The sequence below is a fragment of the Marinobacterium stanieri genome (genome assembly GCF_900155945.1).
Lineage (GTDB): Bacteria > Pseudomonadota > Gammaproteobacteria > Pseudomonadales > Balneatricaceae > Marinobacterium > Marinobacterium stanieri.
Map to the genome: position 1 here is coordinate 68,952 of NZ_FTMN01000002.1, position 15,854 is coordinate 84,805.

12 protein-coding genes are annotated in these 15,854 nt (G+C 56.3%); 8 read left to right on the plus strand and 4 right to left on the minus strand.

The window, feature by feature from the left end:
* Positions 1 to 20 precede the first annotated feature (20 nt).
* Positions 21 to 2,654, minus strand: a complete 2,634-nt coding sequence (gene topA / locus BW956_RS05160; RefSeq protein WP_076461419.1) for a type I DNA topoisomerase — start codon at positions 2,652 to 2,654, stop codon at positions 21 to 23.
* A 176-nt stretch (positions 2,655 to 2,830) separates the two neighbouring features.
* On the opposite strand from topA, the gene BW956_RS05165 reads away from it, so the two are divergent.
* Entirely contained in the window at positions 2,831 to 3,547 is a 717-nt protein-coding gene (locus BW956_RS05165; RefSeq protein ID WP_010324336.1) for a hypothetical protein, read from the plus strand.
* Position 3,548: 1 nt separating this feature from the next.
* Here the strand turns inward: BW956_RS05165 and BW956_RS05170 are convergent, their stop codons facing one another.
* Entirely contained in the window at positions 3,549 to 4,055 is a 507-nt protein-coding gene (locus tag BW956_RS05170) for a hypothetical protein (protein WP_076462093.1), read from the minus strand.
* 156 nt (positions 4,056 to 4,211) lie between these two features.
* Between BW956_RS05170 and pgi the strand changes: the two genes are divergently transcribed.
* The 3 genes from pgi to BW956_RS05185 are packed head-to-tail and all read left to right on the plus strand — an operon-like array spanning position 4,212 to position 7,584.
* On the plus strand, positions 4,212 to 5,840 hold the full coding sequence (gene pgi / locus BW956_RS05175) for a glucose-6-phosphate isomerase (RefSeq protein WP_076461421.1): 1,629 nt from the start codon (positions 4,212 to 4,214) through the stop codon (positions 5,838 to 5,840).
* Positions 5,837 to 7,099, plus strand: coding sequence for a UDP binding domain-containing protein (locus BW956_RS05180; RefSeq protein ID WP_010324333.1), 1,263 nt, complete (start codon positions 5,837 to 5,839; stop codon positions 7,097 to 7,099). The genes pgi and BW956_RS05180 overlap by 4 nt, the downstream gene beginning before the upstream one ends.
* Positions 7,100 to 7,143: 44 nt before the next feature.
* Positions 7,144 to 7,584: a universal stress protein gene (locus tag BW956_RS05185; RefSeq protein WP_010324332.1), complete on the plus strand. Its 441-nt coding sequence runs from the start codon at positions 7,144 to 7,146 to the stop codon at positions 7,582 to 7,584.
* Here BW956_RS05185 and uup read toward each other — a convergent pair.
* On the minus strand, positions 7,581 to 9,476 hold the full coding sequence (gene uup / locus BW956_RS05190; RefSeq protein ID WP_076461423.1) for an ATP-binding cassette ATPase Uup: 1,896 nt from the start codon (positions 9,474 to 9,476) through the stop codon (positions 7,581 to 7,583). The two genes, BW956_RS05185 and uup, sit on opposite strands and share 4 nt — an antisense overlap.
* A 139-nt stretch (positions 9,477 to 9,615) precedes the next feature.
* Between uup and BW956_RS05195 the strand changes: the two genes are divergently transcribed.
* Positions 9,616 to 11,562, plus strand: a complete 1,947-nt coding sequence (locus BW956_RS05195) for a transglycosylase SLT domain-containing protein (protein WP_076461425.1) — start codon at positions 9,616 to 9,618, stop codon at positions 11,560 to 11,562.
* Here BW956_RS05195 and BW956_RS05200 read toward each other — a convergent pair.
* Positions 11,552 to 11,803, minus strand: coding sequence for a glutaredoxin family protein (locus BW956_RS05200; RefSeq protein WP_029511234.1), 252 nt, complete (start codon positions 11,801 to 11,803; stop codon positions 11,552 to 11,554). The two genes, BW956_RS05195 and BW956_RS05200, sit on opposite strands and share 11 nt — an antisense overlap.
* Before the next feature lie 103 nt (positions 11,804 to 11,906).
* Between BW956_RS05200 and BW956_RS05205 the strand changes: the two genes are divergently transcribed.
* The 3 genes from BW956_RS05205 to BW956_RS05215 all read left to right on the plus strand — a co-directional run bounded on the left by BW956_RS05205 (position 11,907) and on the right by BW956_RS05215 (position 15,846).
* On the plus strand, positions 11,907 to 12,434 hold the full coding sequence (locus BW956_RS05205; protein ID WP_010324328.1) for a PAS domain-containing protein: 528 nt from the start codon (positions 11,907 to 11,909) through the stop codon (positions 12,432 to 12,434).
* Positions 12,400 to 13,935 (plus strand): methyl-accepting chemotaxis protein, encoded by a 1,536-nt coding sequence (locus BW956_RS05210; RefSeq protein WP_244894323.1) that lies wholly within the window; start codon positions 12,400 to 12,402, stop codon positions 13,933 to 13,935. Before BW956_RS05205 ends, BW956_RS05210 begins: the two co-directional genes overlap by 35 nt.
* A 162-nt stretch (positions 13,936 to 14,097) precedes the next feature.
* The gene (locus tag BW956_RS05215) at positions 14,098 to 15,846 is read left to right on the plus strand and encodes a PHA/PHB synthase family protein (protein WP_083702945.1); all 1,749 of its coding nucleotides are present in this window, start codon (positions 14,098 to 14,100) and stop codon (positions 15,844 to 15,846) included.
* The last annotated feature ends 8 nt before the right edge of the window (positions 15,847 to 15,854 follow it).

Here is a 15,854-nt window from a genome sequence, read left to right on the forward strand (position 1 = left end):
GATTCCCTGTTGAACCGGGCTCAACGCTTGCGCCCGGTCTCTTCATGCCAACTGCCTTCCCGGTAGAAAGCCTTCCATCCGGTAGCCTTGCCTTCCACTTCAGACATTACATACTGCTCTTTGGTCTTGCGGCTGTAGCGAATAACGGCCGGATTACCATCTGGATCCTTCTGCGGCGCACGCATCAAGTAATCGTACTTGGGATCGATTTCATCACGATGCGGCACAATTTCGGACACCAGCGGCGCCCGCGTCTCGCGGTTTTTCGGGAACTGGCTGGCCGCCAGGAACAAACCGCTGGCCCCGTCACGCAGAACATAGGTGTCTTCCACTTTCTGACACTGCAGTTCCGGCATGGGGACCGGATCCATTTTGGGTGGTGCCGGCTCGCCATTCTTCAGCAATTTGCGGGTGTTCTTACACTCACTGTTGGTACAGCCAAAGAATTTACCAAAGCGCCCTGTCTTCAGCTGCATCTCGGCGCCACACTTGTCACACTCGATGCTCGGGCCATCATACCCTTTGATCTTGTAGCTGCCATGCTCTACCTCAAAGCCAGAGCAATCCGGGTTGTTACCGCACACATGCAGCTTGCGTTTTTCATCGATGAGGTAGGAATCCATCGCTGCATCACAGATTTTGCAGCGGTGCTTGTTGCGCAGAATACGGGATTCTTCCTCGTCATCGCCGTCAACACTGACCACCTCATCACCCGGCACCAGGTTGATGGTGCACTTGCAACGTTCTTTAGGTGGCAGGTTGTAACCCGAGCAGCCCAGGAACACGCCGGTACTGGCAGTACGGATCATCATGGGACGTCCACAGTCCGGGCATTCGATATCTGTCTCGGTCGGCGTATTGGGCCGCATGCCGTGTTCAGCACCCTGAGCATCGCCCAGCTTGTCTGTAAAACCGCTGTAGAACTGGTTCAACAACTGCTTCCAGTCGACACTGCCTTCGGCCACTTCATCCAGCTTTTGCTCCATGCGTGCCGTAAAGCTGTAGTCCATCAGGTCAGTGAAGTTTTCATTCAGGCGCTCGGTGACAATGTCACCCATCTTGCAGGCATAGAAACGACGCCCCTGAACTTCGACATAACCACGATCCTGAATCGTGGAAATGATGGAGGCATAGGTGGAAGGACGGCCGATACCACGCTTTTCCAGTTCCTTGACCAGGCTGGCTTCGGAGTAGCGCGGTGCAGGCTTGGTGAAATGCTGTTTCGGTTCCAGCTCCTTGAGCGTGAGAACCTCGCCCTGACTGACGTCCGGCAGGATCACATCTTCATCACTGCGGCTCTTGGGCGGGAGCACACGGGTATAACCGTCAAAGCGCAGAATACGCCCCTTGGTGGTCAACTCGTAATCACCACGCTGAACGTGGATACGGGTACTCGTGTAGCGCGCCGGTGTCATCTGGCACGCCAGGAATTGACGGCGAATCAGGTCATACAAACGCTGGGCGTCCGGCTCCATACCCTTGAGTTTTTCAACTTCAAGGTTCACGTCTGAAGGACGGATGGCTTCGTGCGCTTCCTGAGCACCCTCTTTACTGCTGTAGCTAATCGGATCCGCCGGCAGGTAATCATCGCCAAAATGTTCACGGATATATTCGCGACAGCCTTCAACCGCCTCAGCACTCAAATTGGTTGAGTCGGTACGCATGTAGGTGATGTAACCTGCCTCGTACAAACGCTGAGCCAGCATCATGGTTTTCTTGACGCCAAAGCTCATGCGTGTGGAAGCGGCCTGCTGCAACGTAGACGTGATAAACGGTGCCGAGGGCTTGCTGCTGGTCGGCCGGTCTTCGCGTTTTTTCACTTCGAAGTTGCCGGCACGCAGCTGTGCCAGGTGTTGCTCGGTCTCTTCCGCGCTTACCGGACGGAATGCCTTGCCACCAACTTTAGCAACCTGCAGGCGTAACGCCTGTTCGGCGGCTGTCAGGGTATCGGCATGTACCTCCCAGTATTCTTCCGGGATGAAAGCACGAATCTCGCGCTCACGCTCAACGATCAGCTTAACCGCGACCGATTGCACTCGCCCGGCAGACAAGCCACGGGCGATCTTTTCCCACAGCAGCGGGGATAGCATGTAGCCAACCACACGGTCCAGAAAACGGCGGGCCTGCTGAGCATTTACCCGGTTCAGGTCAAGCTCACTGGGCTCGGAAAACGCGTCCTGGATGGCTTTTTTGGTAATCTCGTTAAAGACCACACGACGGTAACGGCTATCGTCGCCGCCAATGGCTTCGCGCAGGTGCCATGCAATGGCTTCCCCTTCGCGGTCCAAATCCGTTGCGAGGTAGATGGCATCAGCATCCTTGGCCAGCTTGCGCAGCTCATCGACGACTTTTTCCTTGCCCGGAAGCACCTCGTAATGGGCCTCCCAGTTCTGTGTCGGATCTACGCCCATCCGCGCAATCAGTTGTTGCTGTGACTTGCGCTTCTTGTACTCGGCCTTCTCGTCAGGGGACATCTTGCGTGTCAACGCCGCCTGGCGGGCACGCTCCTTGGGATCACTTTTACTGGCGCTGCCGCTGGTCGGCAGGTCACGAATATGACCCACACTGGATTTAACCACATACTGGCTGCCCAAATACTTATTGATCGTTTTGGCCTTAGCCGGCGACTCGACTATGACAAGGCTTTTTCCCATGAGATACGGATCCTTTTTGACAACGGGCAACTCAAAACTGCCGGCATATATAAGACGGTGGGCTGCCAGCGTCAAGCTATCAATGAAAACTACTGCATATCCGTCAGCGGCAGTTTTTCTTACAATATGGCACCATACTGACGTATATTGATACTTTTTTCAGGGTGCCAAACACAATGCTTGGAGACAACCTGTATCTTGTGATCATGTTGGCAGGGGTCGGCATACTTGCGCTGGCGGTGAATTATGTCATCACCTCACGTGAGCAGATGTCTGAAGCCAAACGTGATCGCCTTACCTGGCTTAGCACCCAGGCCGAGCACACCCTGCACGCCCTGGCCATCCTCAAGGAAGCCGGCTGCCGGCAGGACATCGTCGACAAGCTCAACCAGCATGCCATGGCACTGATCGAGGAGATCAGCCTGCTGGCGCCCGAATCCGAGCTAATGACCGAAGTCAGCCAGCTCAAGGAAAGCAGCGACCGCAGCCGACCTGACAAAACCCGTTTCAACAGCGATCGTGCCGTCAAACGCGCCCAAATCTATATCAATTTTGCCGAAAAGCTGATTATTCAAATGGCCAAAGGCGGCAAGATGACCGGGCAATTGGCGCGTACCTATCAGCAGGAACTCTACTGGCTGAACGTTTCACTGGTAGCCGACGCGCACCAGAACCAGGCCAACAATTTGCTCGAAGCAGGTGACAAGCAAACCGCTCTAACCCACTTGCGCCACGCCAAGGCGGTACTGGTGCGTGCCACCGCCCCACAGCGGCAAAAACAGCCTAGACTGGATGAACTCCAGGCCCAGATAGACAAACTTCAGCCCAAACGCACCTGGGGCGGAGGCGCTCTGGCGGAATCCCTGGATGACTACCTGAACGAGCAGAACTGAATCAGATTTTCTGCTCGATCAAGGGCTGAACCAGCTCATACAACTGCTCCAGCCTTTCTGGCTCGCCCCGCTCAAGCCAGTAAAGTGTCAGGTGCAGCGGCGTCGACTCGATACCAACAACATCATCCGGCAGCTGTTTCAGCAGCTCTACAAGCGTAGCCAAGGCATTCCCTTCCAGACCCATGGATTCAGATCGCCAGCTCCAGCCTTCAGGCAGGGCTTCCTGATTCAGGGTTTCGATGCGCAACACCTGCCATGCATACCAGCTATCCTTTTCATTGCGATCGAGGTTTTGTCGCAAAATACGATAGGCAGGCACATTGAGAATATCGCCTTCAGTTTCACCCTTGGCACGGGGTAACTCCAGACGCGCCAGCTGCACTTGAATGCCCATTTTACGTGCCCGCATTCTCAGGTCAGCCTGATAACGCTGACGGGGACTGGGCATTACCCAGAGCATGGAGCCAATAAGCGAAGCGATAATAAACACGATGATGAGCCACTGCATGTAAGGCACGCCCTTGCTGATGTCCGATTGAAAGCCACGCATCATACAGTGAAGGCGGTAGATGCAGTAGTGGCCAGCTTTCCAGCATCGCTCATTACCGCTAAGATGCCCTGCCTGATTTACACGCCACGAAAGGCATGAGTAAGAGGAACCGTCTTGGACAAAGAGACCGCCTGGCGCGCGCTGGAACAACTGGCTGACACCGAGCGCACGCACCATCTCAAGGACCTGCTACAGGACCCGGACCGATTTGAGCAATTCAGCTTCCGTCAGGATGAGCTGCTGCTCGACCTCTCTCGCCAACGTTTGACCCCCGCCACTCTCAAGGCCTTGCTTCAGCTGGCCGAAGGCTGTCAACTCGGCAGCTGGATTGAAGCCCTGTTCAGCGGCGAAAGCATCAACAACACCGAGCAACGCCCCGCGCTGCACACTGCGTTACGACAACCCGCCCACAACAGCTTTATGCTTGATGGACAGGATATCAATCAGGATGTTCATCGCGAGCTGGAGCGCATGGAGCACCTGGTATCGCAGCTACATCAGCAACAATGGCGCGGCTTCAGTGGCGAGCCGATCGATACTCTGGTCAATATCGGCGTAGGTGGCTCGGACCTGGGCCCCATGATGGTGTGCCATGGACTGGAGGAGTTTCAGCCAGCTGCGGCCCGCGCCATCAAAATTCATTTCATTTCATCCATGGACGGCAGCCAGTTGTCCAGTCTGCTGCAACATTTGGACCCGGCCAGAACCCTGTTCCTGGTGGCTTCCAAATCCTTTACCACTGCAGATACGCTGGCCAACGCTGCAACCGCCCGTGACTGGCTGCGACAGGCCAGCGACATACCCGACCCGCTTCTCCTGAAGCGCCATTTTATCGGTATCACGGCACGGCCAGAGAAGGCGCAGGAATGGGGCTTATCCGCTGATAATCTGCTGCACTTCTGGGACTGGGTCGGTGGCCGCTATTCACTCTGGTCTACCATCGGCTTCGCTATTGCCGTGCGTATCGGCATGGATGGCTTCAAGGCGCTGCTTGATGGCGCTTCCAGAATGGACAACCACTTCAGACATGCGCCAGGCTCGTCCAACCTGCCGGTTCTGCTGGCGCTGGCAGAGATCTGGAATATCAATTTTCTCGACATCCATGCTCATGCCATCCTGCCCTACGATGGACGCCTGGCCCACCTGCCGGCGTATCTGGAACAGCTTGAGATGGAAAGTAACGGCAAGTCTGTAGATCGGGATGGCCAGCGCGTTCAGCACAGGACGTGCCCGGTGCTTTGGGGCGAAATCGGCCCTAATGCGCAGCATGCGTTTTATCAGCTGCTGCACCAGGGCAGTGAGGCCGTCATGTGTGACTTTATTGTAGCGGCCAACCGCTACGGTGACGCCGGTGAATCGCTGCAATCCCAGCACAGATTGACCCTGGCCAACTGCCTGGCACAGGCACGTGTACTCGCCCTTGGCGATAGCGCGCTGGACCAGGCAGCAAGCTCGGCCTGGCAGCACTATCACGGCAATCAGCCGAGCACTCTGATTTTGCTCGACAAACTGACTCCCGGGGCTCTCGGTGCACTTATCGCCCTCTATGAGCACAAGGTATTCGTTCAGTCCGTTATCTGGAATATCAACCCCTTCGACCAATGGGGTGTCGAGCTTGGCAAGCAGATGGCCAACACCTTGCTGCCGCACATTGGCGCCCGCCCGCAACAGGGCTTTGATACCGCCACCGAAGGCCTGCTGAATGAGCTGAACCAATTGACCACAGGATCCAAGCCCGCATGAAGATTGCAATCTGGGGAGACGAGCTGGCAGCCTGGGTAGCGGCAGCCGAACTGGCCCGCACCGGCAACGAAGTTTTACTGCAGCAGCTGCAGCCTGAAGACAGCAGCCTGCGTGCCGAACCAGGATTGATGGAGTCGATCAGCCAGGGGTTGGCAACCGGTGCCATTCGCCAGGTTAACCGGCAGCTCGCCTGCAGCGCCGAAATTCACTGGCTGGCGATGCACCCTTCACACCTGTCCGATGCCCGTGCCCTGTGCACCGAAATTGGCCACCGGGGTCCGGACGAGCTGATTATCATCAACCAAAGCAATTTTGGCCTTGGCGCTTCCGACCAGCTGCAAGGCTGCCTCCAGGGGCGAGGCCAGCAAACGGTTGTGTGCCTGCCGGATACCTTGCAGCAAGGCCAGGCGCTGCAACAGTTTTCCCAACCAACCGCATTTTTGATTGGCTGTGAACACCCGGAGATGCAGCCACGCCTGCAGGCCCTGCTACGCCCGTTCTCCAACGGCCTGCAACAATTGCAGTGGATGACACGCAGGGAAGCCGAGTTCAGCAAGTTCGCCATCTCCGGCATGCTCGCGCTGCGCCTGAACTATATCAATGAGCTGGCCAACCTGGCGGATCGTCTTGGCGTCGATATCGAGGTAGTACGCCACGGCATGGCAACGGACAAGCGTATTGGCGAGCATTACCTGGCTCCAGGATGCGGTTTCGGCGGCACCCATTTCACCCAGTACATCGAGGGCCTGGCCGACATCCTGTCGGAAACACGCCACTCGACCCTGCTCAAAACCGTACTGGAGGAGAACGAACGTCAGAAGGAGCTGCCTTTCCGCAAACTCTGGCAGCACTATCAGTGTGACCTTCAGGGTAAAACCGTGACCATCTGGGGCTGCGCATTCAAGCCTGGCGTCGCCAGCGTGGACAACGCTCCGGCCTTGCCGGTGGTCCGAGCACTGCAAGCTCAGGGCGTCAACATACAGCTGCACGACCCGGAAGCAATCGAAGCGCTCAAACAGGCAATACCGGACTGCAAAAGCCTCAGTTTCTATTCAGACCGCTATGCAGCATTGGAAAACAGTGATGCACTTTTAATCATGACCGAGTGGCCGGAGTACGCTTCACCAGACTGCAGCCGCATGAAAGCGCTAATGCAGGCCCCTTTGATCGTGGATGGGCGCAACCTGTTGGAGCCTGAGTTTGTCCAGCATCAGGGATTCGTCTACTACGGGGTAGGCCGACCGGCCAGCCAGTGCTAATCTTGAACTGAAGCCATCTCCTCATCAGTAAAAGGAAAGCACACATGAGCATCTACACACGTATTCTGCTGGCACTGGATCTGTCAGACGAGTCTGATCAGCTGGCCACCAAAACCGCCAAAATGGCAGAAGCTTTTGGTGCTGAACTGAACCTCATTCACGTGGTTGAGCCGCTCAGCTTTGCCTATGGCGGTGATGTCCCGATGGACCTGACCACCATCCAGGAACAGCTGGATGACCATGCCAAAACCAAACTGGATCAGTATGCAGAGAAAGTCGGTTACCCGGTCAACCGTAAAATCATTGTCACCGGCCACACCGAAACCGAGATTCACCGTGCTGCTGAAGAGCTGAACACCGACCTGGTCATCGTGGGCAGCCACGGCCGCCACGGTCTTGCCCTGCTACTGGGCTCCACCGCCAACGGCGTGCTGCATGGCGCCAAGTGCGATGTACTGGCGATTCGAGTAAAAGAGGAGGATTAACCCTCCTCCTGCATCGCCTCCAGCTCTACCCATCGCTCCATCAGCGTTTCGAGCCTTTGCTCCTGCTGATGGAGCACCTCCAATACCCTGGCAACGTCTTCATGATCACGGCTGTAAAAGTCCGGCGCCGAGGTCTCTGCCTGAAGTTTCTCCAGTTCGGCTTCGGCTTCTTCCAGCTGTTCCGGCAGACTATCCAGCTCCCGCTGTAGCTTGTAACTGAGCTTGTTGCTGCTCTTGCGGCGCGGTTTCTCGGCAGCTTTCTGCTTTTCCTCTGCCGGCTTGGCTTCCGCCTGGGCCTGATGCACAGGCTGAGGACGCTGGCGCAACCAGTCCTTATAACCGCCCACATATTCCCTGACCCGAGCATCACCTTCAAACACCACGGAGCTGGTTACCACGTTATCCAGGAAGCGACGGTCGTGACTTACCAGCAGGATGGTGCCTTCAAAGGCAAGCAGGATCTCCTCCAGCAACTCCAGAGTCTCGATATCCAGATCGTTGGTCGGCTCATCCAGCACCAGTACGTTGGCAGGCTGACTGAACAGGCGCGCCAGCAGGAGCCGGTTGCACTCGCCACCCGACAGGGCTTTCACCGGTGTACGCGCACGCTCCGGGCTGAACAGGAAATCCTGCAGATAACTGATGATATGGCGCTGACGGCCGTTAATATCGACGCTTTCTCGACCGCCGGACACGTTATCGATGACACTTTTCTCCGGGTCCAACTGGCCACGCAACTGGTCAAAATAGGCCACATCCATTTTGGTGCCCAGCTTAACCTCGCCGGCATCCGGCTCAAGCTGCCCCAGGATGATGCGCAACAGTGTACTCTTGCCGCTGCCGTTGGCGCCGATCAGACCGATACGGTCACCACGTTGAACCGTCATGGAAAAATCCTGCAGCAGCGGCTTGCCCGCATACTGCATATTCACATGCTTCAACTCGGCAACCAGCTTGCCGGAGCGCTGTGCCTCATCGAGGCTGATATTCGCCGTCCCCTGACGTTCGCGGCGCTGGGAACGCTCCTGGCGCATCTGTTTGAGCGCACGCACACGCCCCTCATTACGGGTTCTGCGCGCTTTAATGCCTTGACGAATCCAGCGCTCTTCCTGCGCCAGCTTCTTGTCAAACTCGGCGTTCTGGCGCTCTTCGTCTTCAAGCAGCTTCTGCTTCAATTCGAGATACTGGGTATAACTGCCCGGGAAGCTGGTCAGATTGCCCCGATCCAGCTCAACGATGCGTGTCGCCAGATGTTCCACCAGATCACGGTCATGGGATACGAACAAAATCGCGCCCCGGTAGTCGAGCATGACCTGCTCAAGCCACTCGATGGTTTCGATATCCAGATGGTTGGTAGGCTCGTCCAGCAACAACAGATCCGGACGCTGCACCAGCGCAGCGCCCAGAGCTGCACGACGACGCCAGCCACCGGAGAGCTCAGACATGCGAGTGTCGGCATCGAGTCCCAGGCGGTCCAGTACCGTTTGTACACGCTGTTCAAGGTGCCAGCCATCCAGGGCCTCCAGACGGAGCTGAAGGCGCTCCATCTTCTGCAGCGAGGCTGCGTCCGTCTTGTGCGAAAGCGCTTCAAAGGCTTCTCGCAATTCGCGCACTTCAGCCAGGCCTTCAGCGACAACATCATAGACCAGGCGTTCATCAGCGGCCGGCAGCATCTGTGGCAACTGCGCCACGCGAATGGCCGGGTCCTGCCACACGCTGCCATGATCAGCATGTACCTGACCGTTGACGACTTTCATCAGCGTCGACTTGCCAGCACCGTTCAGGCCCACCAGGGCAATGCGCTCGCCGGGATCGATCTGAAAATCAACGCCATCCAACAGGGGCGCTGCACTGAAACTGACTGAAACACCTTCTAACTTAACCAGTGGCATATGTACCGCATCCTTAGCTCTAGCAATGCTCGCTAGTGTACCTGATTGAGACGCACAGATAAGCCTTGACGCTGGCCACTTCCTGTCGGTTCGGGCTACACTGCCTGCGTTGTCGAGCTCCCAGTAAAAGGTATGCCAGATGTCCCCAAATCGCCCCACCCTGTTTAGCCTCTGCCTGCTTGCGACCGCCTTGCCGCTCACTGCGTCAGCCCAATTGCCTCAGGAATTTGCCCAGCAGCGGGAATCCTACCTGCAAATAGATCGCCAGCTGGCGACTCAGAAGCCGACCGCGTCAGAGATGGAGGCGCTCCAGGCGTATCCGCTTTACCCTTATCTCGAATACCGCCTGTTGCGCAGCAACCTTAAGGATGCTGAAGCCGAAGAGGTAACGGACTTTTTTGAGCGCAACCGTAAAACTCCGCTCTATGGCCGTCTGATTTTCGCCTGGGCAAAACAGCAAGGCGAAGCAGGAGAGTGGGAGGATTTTCTACCCGCCTGGAACGCTATCCAACGGCCTGATACGGAGCTCAAATGCCTGCATGCCCGCTATCTGCTTGAATCAGGCAAGATACAACAGGCCTGGCAGGCAGCACGCCCACTCTGGCGTGTCGGCTATTCACAGCCGGATACCTGCGACCCGGTCTTTAAGCCCTGGCTGACATCAGACAACTTCACGTCCGCCGATGCACTGGAGCGCTATCTGCTGGCACTGGAAAATGGCCGCCCCGCCCTCGCCAGTTATGTTGAAGATTTCCTGAAAGAGGACAGCCACAAACAGACAGCCAAACTGGCCAGAACCCTGTACAGCTCGCCTGCGGAATTCCATCAGAATGCACGCCTGATGCCCGACGCACAGCAACAGGGGCCTCGCCTGCTGGAGCTGGCCGTGCGCCGACTGGCACGTAAGGACTTGAATGCTGCTATTGAGCTATGGATACGCGAGCGTGATCGCTTCCCACTTGCAGCCGCTGAAGCAGCCAAGCTGACGGAATACATGGGCGTATGGCTGGCCAAACGCTTCCCTGAAGGGGATGAGCGCCAGCTATTGGCAAAGCTGGACCCTGACCATCAGTACTCACGCCTGCAGGAGTGGCGCATTCGCCTCATGCTGGTTGACGGCGACTGGGAGCAGGTTGATAAAAGCATTGCCCTGCTGCCCGAGAGTGAGCGCGACTCGGATCGCTGGCAATATTGGCGCGCCATCGCCCGCAATCACCTGAAGTCTGAAGGCAGCACCAGCACACTGGGCCAACTGTCCGGTGAACGCAGCTTCTATGGCTTTATGGCAGCGCAAATTCTCAACCAGCCCTATGAGCTGAATGACACCCCCCATGCGCCTGCAGAAGCGGATCTTGATGCACTTGCCCAACAACCGGCATTTCAGCGCATTGCCGAACTGCTCACGCTGGAGCGCTACGGCGATGCCCGCTCGGAGTGGAATATGGCGATCCGCGACATGACAGACGACCAGATCATGAATGCCTCCCACCTGATGCAGCGCTGGGGCTGGCACCACCAGGGAATTCGTGGCGCCATCAGCAGCAAGCGCTGGAATGACATGGCTCTGCGTTTCCCCAACCCCTATCCCGATCTCTACCTGCGTCACGCCGGCGAGCAGGATATCGACCCCTACTGGGCACTGGCAGTGACACGCCAGGAAAGTGCATTCTGGATGGGAGCACGTTCACGTGTGGGCGCGCGTGGCCTGATGCAGCTTATGCCGGCAACCGCGAAGGCTGTTGCCCGCCGCCACGGTATTGCCATGGGCAGCCTTGCCAGCCTGTCGAAGCCGGATCTTAATATCCGTCTGGGCAGCGCCTACTTGAGCGAGATGATTCAACGATTTAATGGCAACCAGGCCTTTGCCTCAGCCGCCTACAACGCTGGCCCCCACCGTGTCAGCCAGTGGCTGAAGAGCCGGGGTGACCTGCCGCTGGATATCTGGATAGAGACAATCCCCTACGATGAAACCCGACAGTACGTGCAAAACGTGCTGGCATTCCGGGTGATCTATCGCCAACAGGACAAACAGAATGTTGCCCTGTTCAGCCAACAGGAGTTCAGCCAGCTGGCCCTTAACCAGTAGGGGCTGACACCAGAAACTGTCTCAGTGCCTGGCCATCAAACGGCCAGGCCAGCTCCTCACCGGTGTCACGGTTAACCAGTACAGGGATCTGCTCGGCATAACGCGCCAGCAGGTCTTCGTCGTAGACAATATCCACCAGATCCACTTCAACCTCACCCGGTTGCAGATTGCCCTGCAATATAGCGATGGCGTCATCACACAGGTGACAGCCTTCGGTGGTCATAAGATCCAATTTCCACATGTTTTGTGTGTCTCCCCGTCATCCTTTAGCACTTATTGCTTTCAAATATCAGCCATTCGCCTAAAATATTGTGCCCTTATTCAGACATCAGCAGTAGGTGAAGATGAAAAATCGTATCACGCCGCGCAATGAAGAACATGAACTCAGGGATGATGAGTTCATTGTCAGCAAAACGGATACCCGCGGCGTGATCACCTACTGTAACCGCACGCTGATGCGCATCTCCGGCTTCTCGGAAAGCGAACTGTTCGGCAAACAGCACAATATTATTCGCCATCCCGACATGCCGCGTGGTGCCTACCGCTTGATGTGGCAACTGCTGCGCAATGGCGATGAGTTTTTCGGCTATGTCAAAAACCTTTGCCGAGATGGCAGTTACTACTGGGTACTGGCCAATGTAACCCCCGATATCAATGCAGACGGAAAACTTGTCGGCTATTACTCCGTGCGGCGCAAACCGACCCGCAAAGCCATTGCAACCATTGAGCCGATCTATAAACGCATGCTGGATGTCGAGCGTCAGGCAGGCGCCAAGGACGCGCCCGATGCATCGGTAGCCCTGTTAAAGCAGCTCTGCGCTGAGCAAGGGGTTAGCTATGATCAGTTCATCATCCAACTGGACCAGCAGTGAGAGTCCCATGAGCCCATCCATGCAAAACAGCAAAAGTAGCCGCACACCTTTCCTGACTGCGCAGCTGAACATGGCGTGCATCGCTTTCGTTGTGCTGACCCTGCTCCCGGTTCTCATTGCTGCGCTAACAGTCGGTTTCAGTCTTTGGCTTTTCCTGCCACTGCCCTTTGCCATTGCCCTGGCCTGGATAACACGCCGCAAAGGGATGCGTGCACTTAAAACATTGATTCGCATCGAGCAAACACTGGAAGAAGCCAACAAGGGCGGCTTTGACTCACGTATTACCCATACCGCCCATTTGGGTGAGGTTGGCATGGTCGCCTGGGAACTTAACGACTTCCTGGACAAGATCGAGACCTACTTCAAGGAAGTCGATTCCTGCTTTCAGCATGTTTCCCAGGGCAAATATGACCGCTATGCCTTGTACAAGGGACTGCCGGGCCAGCTGCGCGAATCCCTGATCCGCATTAACACCTCGCTGGAGCTGATGCGCAAGGGAGCCGAGTTTGTCTCCAGTAACGAACTCAACTCAGACCTGCACACGCTTAACACATCACACCTGATCAATAACCTGCGCCAGAACCAGTCTGACTTGCTCAGCATCAGTCAGGAAATGGAACGTGTTGAAACCATCGCCGCCAACAATGGTGAAGCCGCCCAGCAAAGCCAGCAAAGCGTCAGCACCATGGTGAAATCACTGCATGCCATCAACACCACCATTGATGCCGTGGTTGTTTTGATCAAGCAGCTGGGCGAAGAAAGCCAGCAGATGTCCGAATCGCTGTCGTTTATTACTGAAATTGCCGATCAAACCAACCTGCTGGCCCTGAATGCCGCCATTGAAGCCGCTCGAGCCGGTGAGCATGGTCGTGGCTTTGCCGTGGTGGCCGATGAAGTCAAAGCCCTTTCCAACCGCACCAAGGAAGCCGCCATCGAGATAAGCGCTACCGTCAGCGGCTTCAGCCAGCGCGTCGATGAAATGGTGGTCCAGGCCACCGAATCAGAACGTGCGTCCACCGAACTTAGCGAAATGGCCGAGGGCTTGCGCCAGCAATTTGATACCTTTTCCTCTGCCGCTGATGAAACCCGCCGTTATATCAGCTATGCCAAGGACCTGACGTTCGGCTCTCTGGCCAAGGCCGACCACGTGATCTTCAAACAGAACGGCTACCTCATGTTTGACCATAACGAGGAACGCCCTGAAGTCATGGACGCTATCAGCGTCAATCATCACCAGTGTCGACTGGGTCAATGGTATTACGAAGGCCCGGGGCTTGAATCGTTCAGCACCACCAACAGCTACCGCCTGCTTGAACAGCCCCACCGTGCCGTCCATGAAGCCGTACAGCGCGCCGTCGCTCTGCGCAACGAAAACTGGCGCGAAGAACCGGAAACACGCCGCAAAATTGTGGCGGAAATGGCGCTGGCAGAAGATGAAAGTTACAAAATTCTGCAATACATCGATGACATGATCGGAGAACGCCACCGACACCAAGCCTGAACACGGGGCTTGCATCGCTTGCTGCCGCCGGATTATGCTCAAAGTGTTCTCCCGCTACTGGCTTATCAACAGTGATCTTGCGGGCGCCAGGCAGTAGCGACCGGCAGTTATGCTTTCGTCGGACTGGCACCCTGAATCAGCAGAGATGGAAAACAGGCAGTTATGACGGATAAAGACGGCAACACCGCGACAACCGATCCGCAGGAGTTCATCAACTACGTCAATCGTGAAACCAGCAAAGTGCTGGAGATGTTCTCCGCGACCGGTGGCGATGACATTCTGCGCCAGTTCACCCAGTCATGGACCGAGCTGGCCACACGCTCGCTGGAAGACCCTGGTGTCTGGATTCGAGCCATCGCTGATTACCAGCAGGCGCAATTCAACCTCTGGCGCAACCTGATGAGTGGCAACACGAGCGAAACACCCGTTGCCGAACCACCTCCAGGGGACAGGCGCTTTAAAGCCGAGGAGTGGTCGAAGAATCCGGTATTCGACTACATCAAGCAATCCTACCTGCTCACCTCCGGCATGCTCACCGAAATGGCGCAAAACGCCAAACTCTCTCAGCAACAGCAAGAAAAACTCGAGTTCTACACCCGCCAGTACGTTGACGCCATGTCGCCGTCCAACTTCGCGATCACCAACCCCGAAGTATTGCAGCAGGCCATGGAAACCAAGGGCGCCAGCCTTGTAGACGGTCTGAAGAACCTGCTGGGTGATATCGAAAAAGGTCATATTTCCATGACCGATGAGTCTGCCTTCGAGCTGGGTAAAAACCTCGCCACCACTGAAGGTGCCGTGGTTTTCCAGAACGACATTTTCCAGCTGATTCATTACAAGCCGCTCACTGAGCAGACCTATGAACGCCCCACGCTGATCGTGCCTCCGAGCATCAACAAGTTTTACATTCTTGACCTGCAGCCGGATAACTCCTTCGTGCGTTTCTGCCTGGAGCAGGGACAGGATGTATATCTGGTCTCCTGGGTTAACCCCTCCGTTGACCAGCGCGATATCAGCTGGGATGACTATGTCGGCGATGGCGTACTGACTGCCATTGATTGCGTCAAGCAGGTGAGCGGTCAAGACAAGATCAATATGGTGGCCTGGTGTGTCGGTGGTACCCTGACCGCTTCTGCGTTGGGTGTATTGGCCAATCGCAAGGACAACAGCGTTGGCAGCTGTACCTTCCTGACCACGCTGATCGACTTTGAAGATCCGGGTGACCTGCGCGTCTACATTGATGAGCAGCAGATCAACCAGCTGGCCGAAAAGGTGAACAAGGAAGGTGTATTGCACGGGCGCGAGCTGGCAACCTCCTTCAACATGCTGCGTTCCAACGACCTGATCTGGTCCTATGTAGTGAATAACTACCTCAAGGGGCAGACACCGCCGCCGTTCGATATCCTGTACTGGAACAGCGACCCCACCAACCTGCCTGCTGCCATGTACACCTACTACCTCAAGGGCATGTACCTGGATAACAACCTGGTGAAGCCGGGTGGCCTGACGGTGTGTGGCGAGAAAATCGACCTGAGCAAGGTGAAAACACCCTGCTACTTCCTGTCCACCCTGGAAGATCACATTGCCCCCTGGAAATCCACGTTCAAGGCACTGGATCTGCTCAGCGGCAACAATGAATTCGTACTGGGTGCCAGCGGCCATGTAGCCGGTGTCATCAACCCCGCGAAGAAGAACCGCCGCAACTACTGGATCAAGGGTGAAATGGGCAAAGGCTGTGATCACTGGCTCGAAACTGCAGAGCGTCAGGAAGGCTCCTGGTGGAATCACTGGAACGACTGGATTCGTCGTCGCGCAGGTAAAAAGCAGGACGCACCTGCCGAGTACGGCAATGCTGACTTCAAGGTGATTGAACCCGCACCAGGCAGCTACGTACGTCAGCGCCTGGACTGATAAACACC